At 63.9% G+C, this 12,697-nt stretch carries 12 protein-coding genes; 3 read left to right on the top strand and 9 right to left on the bottom strand.

What is annotated here, in order from left to right; genetic code table 11:
* Positions 1-108 precede the first annotated feature (108 nt).
* Together FXB41_RS20425 and FXB41_RS20420 are read left to right on the top strand one after the other, a co-directional pair.
* Positions 109-1,008 (top strand): transcriptional regulator GcvA, encoded by a 900-nt coding sequence (locus FXB41_RS20425; RefSeq protein WP_026233402.1) that lies wholly within the window; start codon positions 109-111, stop codon positions 1,006-1,008.
* Between the two features lie 141 nt (positions 1,009-1,149).
* Entirely contained in the window at positions 1,150-2,481 is a 1,332-nt protein-coding gene (locus FXB41_RS20420; protein ID WP_219682964.1) for an MFS transporter, read from the top strand.
* Positions 2,482-2,564: 83 nt separating this feature from the next.
* On the opposite strand, the gene FXB41_RS20415 is transcribed toward FXB41_RS20420, so the two are convergent.
* From FXB41_RS20415 to FXB41_RS20405, 3 genes are read right to left on the bottom strand one after another with little or no spacing between them, the layout of a single operon-like run.
* On the bottom strand, positions 2,565-2,978 hold the full coding sequence (locus tag FXB41_RS20415; RefSeq protein ID WP_007599578.1) for a Rieske (2Fe-2S) protein: 414 nt from the start codon (positions 2,976-2,978) through the stop codon (positions 2,565-2,567).
* Positions 2,978-4,087 carry an amidohydrolase family protein gene (locus tag FXB41_RS20410; RefSeq protein WP_219682963.1) on the bottom strand — a complete coding sequence of 370 codons (1,110 nt, stop codon included), beginning with the start codon at positions 4,085-4,087 and terminating at the stop codon, positions 2,978-2,980. The genes FXB41_RS20415 and FXB41_RS20410 overlap by 1 nt, the downstream gene beginning before the upstream one ends.
* Before the next feature lie 23 nt (positions 4,088-4,110).
* Positions 4,111-5,169 (bottom strand): amidohydrolase family protein, encoded by a 1,059-nt coding sequence (locus FXB41_RS20405; protein ID WP_007599583.1) that lies wholly within the window; start codon positions 5,167-5,169, stop codon positions 4,111-4,113.
* 168 nt (positions 5,170-5,337) lie between these two features.
* On the opposite strand from FXB41_RS20405, the gene FXB41_RS20400 reads away from it, so the two are divergent.
* The gene (locus FXB41_RS20400) at positions 5,338-5,820 is read left to right on the top strand and encodes a CinA family protein (protein ID WP_007599585.1); all 483 of its coding nucleotides are present in this window, start codon (positions 5,338-5,340) and stop codon (positions 5,818-5,820) included.
* Positions 5,821-5,849: 29 nt separating this feature from the next.
* Here FXB41_RS20400 and FXB41_RS20395 read toward each other — a convergent pair whose 3' ends face one another.
* From FXB41_RS20395 to FXB41_RS20370, 6 genes are all read right to left on the bottom strand, one after another.
* Complete coding sequence (locus FXB41_RS20395; RefSeq protein WP_007599586.1) at positions 5,850-7,322, bottom strand: amidase; 1,473 nt, start codon at positions 7,320-7,322, stop codon at positions 5,850-5,852.
* Positions 7,323-7,553: 231 nt separating this feature from the next.
* Positions 7,554-8,525, bottom strand: a complete 972-nt coding sequence (gene mbfA / locus FXB41_RS20390; protein ID WP_219682962.1) for an iron exporter MbfA — start codon at positions 8,523-8,525, stop codon at positions 7,554-7,556.
* Between the two features lie 62 nt (positions 8,526-8,587).
* Positions 8,588-9,739, bottom strand: a complete 1,152-nt coding sequence (locus tag FXB41_RS20385; RefSeq protein ID WP_219682961.1) for an alpha/beta fold hydrolase — start codon at positions 9,737-9,739, stop codon at positions 8,588-8,590.
* A gap of 133 nt (positions 9,740-9,872) precedes the next feature.
* Positions 9,873-10,742: an MBL fold metallo-hydrolase gene (locus FXB41_RS20380; protein ID WP_007599589.1), complete on the bottom strand. Its 870-nt coding sequence runs from the start codon at positions 10,740-10,742 to the stop codon at positions 9,873-9,875.
* Between the two features lie 16 nt (positions 10,743-10,758).
* Positions 10,759-11,952: a serine hydrolase domain-containing protein gene (locus FXB41_RS20375; protein WP_007599590.1), complete on the bottom strand. Its 1,194-nt coding sequence runs from the start codon at positions 11,950-11,952 to the stop codon at positions 10,759-10,761.
* 24 nt (positions 11,953-11,976) lie between these two features.
* Complete coding sequence (locus FXB41_RS20370; protein WP_007599593.1) at positions 11,977-12,588, bottom strand: glutathione S-transferase family protein; 612 nt, start codon at positions 12,586-12,588, stop codon at positions 11,977-11,979.
* Between the last annotated feature and the right edge of the window lie 109 nt (positions 12,589-12,697).

Below are 12,697 nucleotides of genomic sequence, written 5' to 3'. Positions count from 1 at the left end.
TCAGCTCCTGGAGCTAAGTTGACCGCTAATATCTGCTTGCTGGTGCACTGCGACAAACGACAATTTGTACTCCTTCGCATGAAATAACGTCATGTATCCTGCTGCCAGATGACTGCCAGATTGCCCTCCCTCAACGGATTGCGGGCCTTTGAAGCCGCCGCGCGCCATCTCAGCTTCACGCTGGCCGCGTCCGAGCTGAACGTGACCCAGACCGCGATCAGCCATCAGATCCGCAGGCTCGAGGAGGAGCTCGGCATCCGCCTGTTCGTCCGGCAGAACCGCGCACTGGCGCTGACGGCCGAGGCGCGCGACTATTTGCCGGGCGTCCGTGCCGCCTTCAACGACCTTCGGCTGGCCACCGACCGGCTGCTGCGCAAGGACGACGACAAGGTGCTGACGGTCTCGACGCTGGCCTCGCTCGCCGCAAAATGGCTGCTGCCGCGGCTGACCGATTTCCAGGAGCACCATCCCGGCATCGACGTGCGCATCACCACCTCGACCAGCCTCGTCGACTTCCAGCGCGACAATGTCGATGCCGCGATCCGCTACGGCCGCGGCCAGTGGCCGGGTCTGCGCGCCGACTGGCTGATGGCGGACGAGCTGTTTCCGGTGTGCAGCCCGTCTCTCTTGCGCGGTGACAAGCCGTTGCGCTGTCCCGAGGACCTCAAGAGCCACATGCTGCTGCACACCTCCAACGCCAACAGCGACGACTGGCGGCTGTGGTTGACGGCGGCGGGTCTGCCGGCCGACATCGCCAGGCAGCCCGGCATCACCTTCGACATGATCTTCATGACGATCCAGGCCGCCATCGACGGCATCGGCGTGGCGATGGGGCGGACCTCCTACGTTCAGGACGACATTGCCAAGGGCCGGCTCGTCGTTCCCTTCAAGATCGCGCTGCCGGCCGATGCCGGCTTTTACCTGGTCGCGCCGGAGGGCCGCCGCGAAGCGCCGAAGCTCGCCGCATTCCGTGAGTGGATGATCGCCGCAACGCGGAATAAAGCCTGAAAAATCATCAGCTTCCGCGGCAAAATCGATTGACTCGCACCCCCCCGCGCGGGAAGGGGTAAGACAGATTGTCGCAGCAATAATCCGTCGCCTGCCGTGAAGTGAGTTCCGGTCCGGCCGCGTCTTCAGGGGAGTAACGCCATGGCTGGACCAGCAGCATCGACCAATCCGCCCGAGATCAAGTCGCGCATCGGCGCGATCCTGCGCGCAACGAGCGGCAATTTCCTCGAGCAGTTCGACTTCTTCCTGTTCGGCTTCTACGCCGCCGCCATCGGCAAGGCATTCTTCCCGTCCAGCAACGAGACCGCCTCGCTGCTCAACACCTTCGGCGTGTTCTGGCTCGGCGCATTGATGCGTCCCGTCGGCGCGATTGTGCTCGGCGCCTATATCGACCGCATCGGCCGCCGCAAGGGCCTGATCGTCACGCTCGGCATCACGGCCGTCGGCACCGTCGTCATCGCGTTCTGCCCGAGCTACGCGACCATCGGCATCGCCGCGCCTGTCATCGTGCTGATCGGCCGTCTGCTGCAGGGCTTCTCCGCCGGCGTCGAGCTCGGTGGCGTGTCGGTTTATCTGTCGGAGATTTCGACGCCCGGCAATCGCGGCTTCTACACCTCGTTCCAGTCGTCGAGCCAGCAGGTCGCGATCTTCGTCGCCTCGATCCTGGGCTACCTTCTATCCGAGGTAATGCCGGCCGACACGGTGGCCGCATGGGGCTGGCGCATTCCGTTCTTCGTCGGCTGCCTGATCATTCCCCTGATCTTCTTCCTGCGGCGGACGCTCGAGGAGACGCCGGCCTTCCTCGCCATGAAGAAGCATCCGACGGCGAACGAAGTGTTCGCCTCCGCACTCGCCAATTGGCGCATCGTCCTTCTCGGCATGATGATCGCGGTCCTGACCACGACGACGTTCTACTTCGTCACGGTGTACACGCCGACCTTCGGCAAGACCGTGCTCAAGCTGTCGAGCCAGGATGCGCTGTTGGTGACGCTGCTGGTCGCCGTGACCAACTTCTTCTGGAATCCGGTCGGCGGCGCCTTGTCGGACCGCATCGGCCGCAAGCCGGTGCTGATCACCATCGCCTGCCTGTCGCTGGTCACGGCCTATCCGGCGCTGCACTGGCTGGTGGCAGCGCCGAGTTTCGGCAAGCTGCTCGCCGTCGAGATGATGTTCTCGTTCTATTTCGGCGTCTACAGCGGCACCATGCTCGGCGCGCTGGTCGAGATCGTGCCGGCGCATGTCCGCACCACCTGCTTCTCGCTCGCCTTCGCGCTCGCGGCCGCCCTGTTCGGCACCTTCACGCCGTTCGCCTCGACCCTGCTGATCGAGCACACCGGCGACAAGGCCTCGCCCGGCTTCTGGCTGATGTTTGCGGCGCTGCTTGGCGTCATCGCGGCCTCGGTCGTGTATCGGGGCGGCGGCAAGGCGGTGCCGACATATGATGCGGTGGTCGAGCCGGTGGCGGGACACTAGGACGGTGTCATTTCTCCTGGTACTCCCGTGGCACGATGGACTCCGGGCTCGCCCTTCGGGCGCCCCGGAATGACCGCGGGAGCTTACAACTCCACCACCACGTAGTCGCTCTCCACGCTGACCGGAATCGTCTCGGCGACATACGGCCCCTTCACCACGCTCGCACCCGGCTCGACATGAGCCGGGTAGGCCTTCACGCGGAAGCGGCGGGGGTCGCAGTAGGACTGGCCGGTACGGATGTCGAACTCCCAGCCATGCCAGGGGCAGCGAATGATCTCGCCGAGCTTGGTATATTCGATCTCGCCCGGATCCTTCGATTGCGCGAGCCCGATCAAGGGTCCCTCGCACAGCGCCGCGCCCTGATGCGGGCAGCGGTTCATCAGGCCGAAATATTCACCCTTGATGTTGAAGATTGCGATCGGCCGTCCGTCGATCTCCAGAAATTTTCGCGTGCCGGGCGGAAGCTCATCGACCGCGGCAATCACATGCCGCGCCATCAAGCGATCCCGTACAGCTTCTTCGCATTGCCGAGATAGAACGCCTCGCGGTTGTCGTCACTGACGCCCGCGGGCAACACGCGCGACGGCTCGTCGTAATCCCAGTGCGGATAGTCGGTGGCGAACAGGAGCCGGTCCCAGCCGATCCACTTGATGACGTCGAACAGGTCCTCGCGCCGCTCCGGATCCTCCATCGGCTGCGTCGTCCACCACACCTGCTCGCGGATATATTCCGACGGCGGCCGTTTGACATGCGGCACCTCGCTCCGCAGCCGCTGCCAGACTTTGTCGAGCCGCCACGCCAGCGACGGCGCCCAGCCGAAGCCGGCCTCGATCATCACCATCTTCAATTTCGGGAAGCGCTCGAACACGCCCTCCAGTACCAGGCTCGCAAGCGCCGATTGCTGGCACTGCGAGTGGCCGACCATCTCCTCGATGTAATAGGAAGGCCAGCCCGACGGCGTGATCGGGTTGCCGCCGAAGCCGAAGGCGTGGACGCCGACGGGAAGGCCGGCCTCTTCCGCGGCCTGATAGATCGGCCAGTAGCGGCGCTGGCCGAGCGGCTCGACATTGCGGCTGAGCAGCAGCACCTGGACGAAATTCTTGTCGCCGGCGCGCTCGCGGATTTCCGCGGCGGCCGACAGGCCGTCCTCATTGCCGACGACGATGGACGCCTTCAGCCGCTTGTCCTTGCTGGTCCATTTGTCGATCTGCCAGTCGTTGATCGCCGAGCACAAGGCGGCCGAGAGCTCGTGGTTGCGGATGCCCTGCCCGGTGTTGAGCGGATTGAGCACGCCGAGCTGCACGTTGTGGGGATCGAGCAGCTGCTTCTGCATGAAGGACAGCGAGGAGCCCTGCGGCCCGCCTTCCGGCGGATAGGCGTCGCGGCGCGAGGCGTTGGGTTGGGCCTTCGGATAGGGCGGACCTTCCATCATGCCCTGATAGGCATGGACGCCGTAGACTTCGAGATGATGCTGCCAGCGTTTGGCGAGGTAAGGATAGAGTTCGGCGCGGGTCGCGCGTGCCGGATGGATGTCGCAGTCCGCGATTGCGGTTTTGACGGTCAGTGGGGAAGCGGCTTCGGAGCTTTCGCGGAACTGAATATTCATCGCCTTGCCTCCTTTGGCAGCGGCTAAGTCAGGCGGGGATAGGTCGCATGCGGATTATCGATCATGATCTTGCGCACGAGATCGGGGGTGAGACCTGCGGGCAGCGCCTCCTGGCCGTCGAACTGCCAGTGCGGATAGTCGGTGGAGAATACGACCAATTCGTCCGACTGCATATGATCAAACAGGCGAATTAATGTCGTCTCGTCCGGCGGCGCATCGAATGGCTGTAACGAGAAGCGGATGTTGCTGCGCACAATGTCCAGCGGCGCGCGATCGACCCATGGCGTCTCCATCCGCACCCCACGCCAGAACTTGTGCAGGCGCCACAGAAATGGGGAGATCCAGGACACGCCAGATTCCAGCATCACCATCTTCAGTCGCGGATATTTGGCGAACACGCCCTCGACGATCAGGCTGGTGAGCTGGGTCTGGAACGCCTGGGCCTGACCGGCATAATCCTCGATGTGGTAGGAACCCCAGCCCACGGCGGTCGGCGGATTGTGATAGGCGGAACCGGCATGAATGCCGATCGGTAATTCCAGCCGTTCTGCCGCCTCATAGATCGGCCAGAGCGCGCGCTTTCCGAGCGGCGTATCGCCCATCACCAGCATCAGCACCTGCACGAAGCGGCGATCCGCCGCACAGCGCTCGATCTCGGCGACGGCCTTCTCGACGCTTTGGGTGGGGATCACGATCGAGCCGCGCAGCCGCGGGTCGCGATCGAGCCATTCCTTCACGAGCCAGTCGTTCAGTGCGCGGCAGAAGGCGGCCTGCAGATCCTCGGAAAACACCATCTGCACGCCATAGAGCGGATTGCAGATGGCATGCGAGAGCTGAAAGGGATCGAGCACATGGCGCTGCATGTCCGCAAGGCTCTCGCCCGGCTTGCCGCTTTCGGGGCGCCAGTCGGGCCGCGCCGTGATCGGCGAGTTCTGCGGGTAGGATTGCGAGATGAGATCGACCATGCCGCGCGTCGTCACCTGATCGCGCCAATAGTCGTTCAGGTACGGCAGCAGGCTGGTCAGATGCGGCACGGCCGGATGCACATCGCAATCCACCCCGCCGGCGATCAGGGACGCCATGACGTGTCCTTCACGTTTCCTCGTCGCGTCTTCTCGCGGGCGGCGCTTGGCCGCTCCGCCTCTTGACTGCCATTCAAGCAGGCCTGCCCGTTGGCTGCAACTCGGCCAAGGCCGCTGTCATATGCTAGAAAGGCCGAGCTCGGTTGCGAAGGCATAAGGGGTCAAGGAATGAAAGAGCTCGTCGGCGTTGCGGAACAGGTCGCAGCGAAACTGATAGCGCGCAAACAGACAATTGCCGTGGCGGAATCCTCGACCGGCGGCCTGATCTCGGCCAGCCTGCTCGCGGTGCCCGGCGCGTCCGCCTATTTCCTCGGCGGCGCCGTGGTCTACACCCGCGATGCCAGGCGCGTGCTGATGGATATTTCGGACGAAGGAATGAAGGGCTTTCGTTCCTCGTCGGAGCCCTACGCGCAGCTGCTGGCCGAGCGGATGCGCAGCCGCTTAAACTGCGACTGGGGCCTGTCCGAGACCGGCGCGTCCGGTCCCACCGGCAATCGCTACGGCGATGCGGCGGGCCACAGCTGCATGGCGGTCGCCGGGCCCGCGATCGAGGTGATGACGCTGGAGACGGGCAGCAACGACCGCTTGGCCAATATGCAGATGTTTGCGGCGACAGCGCTGAAATTGCTGCTGAAGAATCTGGAGCAGTGACCTGGCGCGCCGTCGCAACGACGAACGCATCAATCGTCGAACATCTTCGGCGGCACGAACCCGCCGAACTCGAGTTCGATCAGCTCGGCGAGCTTGAGCGGCGTCCGGTCCTCGAGGAAGGGCCCGATGATCTGCACGCCGACCGGCAGCCCGTCCTTCGACAGGCCGAGTGGAACAGCCGTTGCCGGCAGGCCCGTCAGCGTGGCAATGCCGGGCCACGCAAGCTGGTCCGGATAGGCGTGGTCCTTGCCGTCGATATTGATCCGGCGCTTTTCCTGCTCCGGCGAATGATCATGCGGATAGGCCGGCGTGGGCATGATCGGACAGATCACCGCATCGAATGTCCTGAACAGGTGTCGCCATTGCGCGCGTAGGCCGGCGCGGGCGCCTTCGTCGAATACCCAGGCCTGATGCGTGCTGGTGATACCACGCAGCCGTTCGGCAGCGAGGCTCTTGTCGTCGGGCGAGAGCTGCGCTGCACCGGCACGCGCGCCCGCGAGATCGTCCGGCGGAAGGAAGGCGCCGAGGAAGCTCATCAGCATGCGCATGTAGAGGCGAGAGGCATCGGTGAAGTCGGGAAACAGAGGGCTTTCCCGCGTGATGCTTGCACCTGCGCCCGCCAATTGTTTCGCCAGCTTCTCGATCGTGCTGCGAATATCGGCATTCGCAGGCAGCAGCGGATGGCTGTCGATCACCAGCACGCGGAAATCCTTCAGCGCGCGGTGTCGCGCCTCCGGCAGCGCGAGCTTGTATCCGATGCCCAGGTCCAACGGATCGGGGCCTGCCATCACGTCCAGGAGCAGGGGCAGGTCGACTGCGCTCCGCGCCATCGGACCGATCACCGCCATGTCGCGCTCCATCGGGATGGCCGGAAAGGGCGGCGGCGTGTGGCCGCGCGTTGGACAGAGATTGTAGGTCGGCTTGTGCGCATAGACCCCGCAGTGGAAGGCGGGCACGCGCAGCGAGCCGCCGATGTCGGACCCGAGCGAGAGTGGTCCGTAGCCTGCCGCCAGCGCCGCAGACGAGCCGCCCGACGAGCCACCCGGCGTGCGGCCGAGATCGAATGGATTGTTCGTCGTGCCGTAGATCTCGTTGTAGCTCTGCCAATCAGCTAACCCCACGGGCACGTTGGTTTTGCCGAGGATAACGCCACCGGCCTCCTTCACCCGGGCGATCGACAGCGCGTCGTCCGCCGGCTTGAAATCTTTCTGCGGCGTCCAGCCCCAGCTCGTGGGCAGGCCGGCGATGTTGAAGGATTCCTTGATCGTCATCGGCAGGCCGAGCAGCGGCTTGCGCTCGCCGCGCGCCAATGCGGCGTCCGCCTCGCGTGCGGCGTCCAGCGCGCGATCAAAATCCCGCACGCAGATCGCATTGACCTTGCCGTCGTGCCGTTCGATGCGATCGATCGCATCGCGGGTGAGCTCGACCGCGGAAACCTTCTTGGCGGTCAACGCGGCCGACAGTTCGACCGCGCTCTTGAAGCTCCATTCGGATTTGGCCATGGCGCATCTCCTGTTCTTCTTGTCGAACGATGATGCGCAGTTTGGCCCAGCACCGCAACCGCCGTTTGATCGCGATTGACATGTGAGCAAGACGGAACGCGGTGAGCCAAGCACCCACTCGCAGTCATCGCCCGGCTTGACCGGGCGATCCAGTATTCCACCGGCGCCGATCGGACGCGGAGAGGTCGCGGCGTACTGGATGCCCCGGTCAAGCCGGGGCATGACAACGTCCTACGCGGCGCCGATCAAGATCCCCACCGCCAGCACGATCGCGCCGCCGAGCACGATCTGGAACACGGCCTGGAGGAACGGCGTGTCCATGTAGCGCGCGCGGATGAAGGCGATCGCCCACAATTCGAAGAACACGACAATTCCGGCAATTCCGGTCGCGATCCAGAATGCGTTGGCCCAGCTATCGGGCACGAGATAGGGCAGGGTGTGCCCAAGGCCGCCGAGCGTCGTCATCAAGCCGCAGGTGAGACCGCGCAGCCAGGGCGAACCACGTCCGGTTAGCGAGCCGTCGTCGGACAGCGCTTCCGCAAAACCCATGCTGATGCCGGCACCGATCGAGGCGGCGAGGCCGACCAGAAATGTTTGCCAATTCTGATGCGTGGCGAAGGCAGCCGCAAACAGCGGCGCCAGCGTCGAAACCGAGCCGTCCATCAGGCCGGCGAGACCTGGCTGCACATATTGCAGCACGAACATGCGCCGGTTGGTGCGGTCTTCCTCGGCGCGCACGTCTGAACTCAGGATCTGGTCCGTTAGCTTCGCCGCCACCTCTTCGTGGCCTTTCTCGGCTTCGGCCAGATCGCCGAGCAGGCGGCGCACGCCGACATCTTGCGCCTGTTCAGCGGCCTTCACGTAAAAGCGCTCGGCCTGCAATTCCATTGTCTCGACTTCCCTGCGGATGGTGTCGAGCGGCAGGTTTTTGGTGAGCCAGACCGGACGGCGGCGCAGGAAGCCTTTGACATCCTCGCGGCGGATCGGGGGCAAATGCGGACCGAAGCGCTGCTCGTACATTTCCAGCAGCATGTGGCGATGGCCGCGCTCTTCCTCGGCCATCTGCTCGAAGATCTTGGCGGAGTCCGGATAGCGCTCCTTCAGGTCTTCGGCGAAGCTCATGTAGATGCGGCTGTCCTCCTCCTCGGAGGAGATCGCGACCGCAAGCACCTCGCGTTCGGTCAGATCGGCAAAATTCTTCACGGCGGCCCTGTCTGATTAGTTTAGAACAATTCTAAACTATATAGGGCGCTTGGGTTCCCGGGTCAAACCACGCCGCGGCTCTTTGCTAGGAAATCGAGTAGCAGTCGGCTTACCTCGGCCCGCTGCTCCTGCTGCACCCAGTGACCGGCGCCGTCGACGAGGTGGCAGCCGAGCAGCTTCGTGCAGGCCCGCGCCTGCATGGCCTCGAACACGCCGGGACGCTGGTAGGTGCCCCAATCCTGCTTGCCCGAGATGAAGCAGGAGGGGACGTCGATGGTGCGGCCGGCTAGCAACTGGAGCTGGTTGTTGAACGCACCCGATGTGCCGCAGCGATACCATTGCAGGCCGCCCTGGAATCCAGTGCGGCCATATTCGGCGCTGTAGTAGCCGAGCTCGCGGTCGGGCAGCCATTGATTGGCGGCGATCGCGGACGGCGAAGGCATCTCCTTTGCGACCGTCTCGGCCATGGTCTCGTTCAGGTCCATCACATAATAGGTCGGCAGCTTCGCAAGCTCATTCGCCGACCAGGACTTCAGCGGATATGGCTTGTTGTCGGTCCAGTCCGCGCTCTTATGGTGATAGTAGGCCCGCAGGAAATCATGCACGCCCTGCGCCGCGCGGTGCATGTCGGCATTGGCCGGGCGTGTCGCATAGTACCACTGATAATGCTTGCGTGGACGCGGCAAGGCGGCGAGCTCGCGATGCACGGGGTCTTCGGACGGTGGCTTTGCCGGCGCGTCGATCGTGTTGAACGGCAGCGGCGGCGCTCCGCCGAACGGCGCGCTCATCATCGTCACCGAACGGAACACGTCGGGCCGCATCAGCGCGCACCAGGCCGCGACTGGGCTGCCGAAATCATGTCCGACCACATCGACTTGCCTGTACCCGAACGCCGACACCAGCCCGAGCGCATCCCGCACCAGGTTGAAGAGCGAAAACGGCGCGAGGTCGCCGTCATACTCCGCACTCCATCCCGTCGTCCGGCCATAGCCGCGCTGGTCCGGGGCGATCACGTGATAGCCGGCCGCGCTGAGCGCCGGCATCACCTTGCGCCAGGAGAAGGCGAGCTCGGGAAAGCCGTGCAGCAGCAGGATGCAGGGCCGCCCCTTGGTCTCGAAGCCTGCCTCCAGCACATGCAGGCGCAAGCCGTTGATATCGTCGACATAGCGTGAGCGGATGCCGGCGGGGAGAGGGATCTCGGGGAGGTTGGTCATTGCTTTCTCCACACGGGTGGAATCGTAGGGTGGGCAAAGGCGCGCTTCGCGCGCCGTGCCCACCATCATTCTATAACGCGTTTGGCATGGTGGGCACGCTTCGCCTTGCCCACCCTACGGGATCTCGGCTAGATCACACCGCCGCGCAGACGAAGCCGCTGCCCTTGCGCCGGATCTTTCCTACCGACGGCGAGGGGAAATGCGCGGTGCAGCACAGCGTGTCGGTGTCGCAATAGCGTTCCAGGAAGCTGCGGCGCGTCGTTGCCGCCTTGGCCTGATCGAGGTCGAATTTCACCGACATCTCCGGATAGAGCGTCTGGATCGGCGAGTGCATGAGGTCGCCGGAGAACACGGCGTCGTCCTTGCCGTGTCCCATCGTGATGGCGATATGGCCCGGCGTGTGGCCCGGCGTCGGCAGAATACGAACGTGATCGCCGATCTGGTGATCGTTGCCGACAAGCTCGTGGCGTTTGGCCTCGACCACCGGCAGCACGCTGTCCACGAACGGCGGCACCTCCGCCTTCGCATTCTGCTCGGTCCAATGATCGAATTCCTGCTTGGCGAAGACGTAGCGCGCTTTCGGGAAGGTCGGCACCCAGCGGCCGTTCTCCAGCCGCGTGTTCCAGCCGACGTGATCGACATGCAGATGCGTGCACATCACGAAGTCGATGTCGTCAGGCGAGAATCCGGCAGCGTTGAGTCCGCGCAGATAGGTGTCGTCGGTCTTCATGTTCCATTTCGGACGCTGCGGCCGCGGCTTGTCGTTGCCGATGCAGCTGTCGACCAGAATGGTGTGGTGCGGCGTCTTGATCACATAGGACTGGAAGCACAGCATCAACGTGTCGCTGTCATCCAGGGCTTTCGCCTGCCTCATCCACGCCCGGTTCTCAGCCAGCAGCTCCGGTGTCAGCCCCGGCAACATCTCCAGCGCCGGCACGAACGAGGTTTCCTGCTCGACGACGCGATGGATGGTGAGGTCGCCAACCGCGTATTTCAGGCTCATGCTCGCTTCCTTGCACTCAGCGTGCGTCACGCACGGATGGAATGACGATGTTGGAGAGGACGTCGATCGCGGCCAGCCCTTCCTTCGGCTGGCCGTATTGGGCAGCGGTGGTCATCATGACGAGATCAAGCTCGGGCACGATGAAAATGCGTTGTCCGCCCCAGCCGAAGGCGCCAACCCATTTGATTTCCCTCCCGCCGGCCAGCGAGCGGCCCATCCACCATTGATAGCCGTAGAACAGCGTGCCGCCGAAATAGCCGATCGCCTGGAAGCGCGGTGCGATCGATTGTGCAATCCAATCGGCCGAGACGATTTGTTGGCCGTTCCACTGGCCGCGATCGAGCACGAGCTGGCCGAGCTTGGCGGCATCTCGCGGACGCAAGCGCAGGCCGGCGGCCGCCGCGATCTTGCCGTTCTTCGGGTAGGCCTTCCACGCGAAATCGGCGATCCCGAGCCGCTGGAACAGCGCCTCGCGCGCAAACGTCTCCAGCGGCTTGCCCGAGACGCGTTCAAGGATATTGCCGAGCAGTTCAGTCCCGCCGCCATTATAGGTCCAGAGCACATCCGGCGGCGCGGCGACCGGCCTTCCGAGCACATAATCAATCGGATCGGCTTCAAAGGTGAGATGCGGCTCGTCGTTGTTCGGATCGGTCCATGCCCGCGCCTCGTCCCATTTCATTCCCGAGGACATCGTCAGCAGATGGCGCAGCGTGATGGCCTCCCAGCCCGCCTGCTTCACCGCCTGATGGTCGGGGAAGAATTTGAGCACAGGTTCGTCGACGCCTTCGATCAGCTTGCGATCGATCGCGATACCGATGAGCAGCGAAACGACACTCTTCGATGCCGAACGCATGTCGTGCTTCGTCGTCGCGGTGAATTCGTGCTGGCCTTCCGGCTGTCCCCAGGGTTGATCGTAGCCGGCGAAGTATTGCTCGAAGACGAGCTTGCCGTGGCGCGCGACGACAACCGAATGAACCGAAGTCGCGCGTTGTTCGAGTCGTGCGGCGATCCCGCAAAGTTTTGCGCCGTCCATGCCGACGCTGTCGGGCGACGCAGTCGTCCAGCCGTCGTCGGTTGACGATGGCGGCTCGCAGGCGAGGTTTCGCTGTCCAGGCACCATGCCGTCGGCTTGCACGGAAGTGGTTGAGACGGTCAACGCGAGCATGAGGCTCGCGCCGAGAATGCTGAGGCGGGGGAAGCGATCGCGCATCATCCTTCTCCCGCAGTCGCGATACTACGCCGCCGGCGGCACCGAGATCTTCACGGAGGGCCGCTCCAGCATCTTCTGGTGGAACGCGTCGAGCTTCGGATAGGCCTTGCGCCAGCCGCAATCGGCAAAGCGGAAGTCGGCATAGCCGAGCACGCAGACGAGGCCGATCTGCGAGATGTCGAAGGGGCCGTTCAGCACCTCGGGCATGTTCTCGAAGCGCGCCATTCCGGTCCAGGCCCGGTTCCAATGGTCGTCCGACCACGCCTGCCATTGCAGGCCCTGCGGCCGCACCATCTTCTCGTAGCGGCACAGCAGCATGGAATCGAGCATGCCGTTGATCAGGGCATGATTGGTCTTGGCCTTCCAGCGGCGCGGACCGTAGTCCGGGATCAGGCTGCCGCCGGCCATCTCGTTGAGATATTCGACGATGACGTACGAGTCCAAAATAACGTCGCCGTCATTGGTGATCAGGACCGGTAGCTTCTTCAGCGGCGTGATCTTCGAATAGTCCTCGTTGGCCGTGCCGGGCGCGACGGCTGCCGGCGTGAACTCGATCTTGTCGATCAGCCCGAGCTCGATCGCGGCGATGCGCACCTTGCGGGCGAAGGGCGAGGCGGGGGAGAAGGTGAGCTTCATGGCGAGTATCCAAAAAATGAAAGTTTTAGTTCGTCATTGCGAGGAGCGAAGCGACGAAGCAATCCAGGCTGTCTCCGCCGGACGATCTCTGGATTGCTTCGCTTCGCTC

The sequence above is a fragment of the Bradyrhizobium canariense genome (genome assembly GCF_019402665.1).
Taxonomy (GTDB): domain Bacteria; phylum Pseudomonadota; class Alphaproteobacteria; order Rhizobiales; family Xanthobacteraceae; genus Bradyrhizobium; species Bradyrhizobium canariense.
Note: the sequence above shows the minus strand (reverse complement) of the source record. Positions and strands in the feature narration are given on the sequence as shown.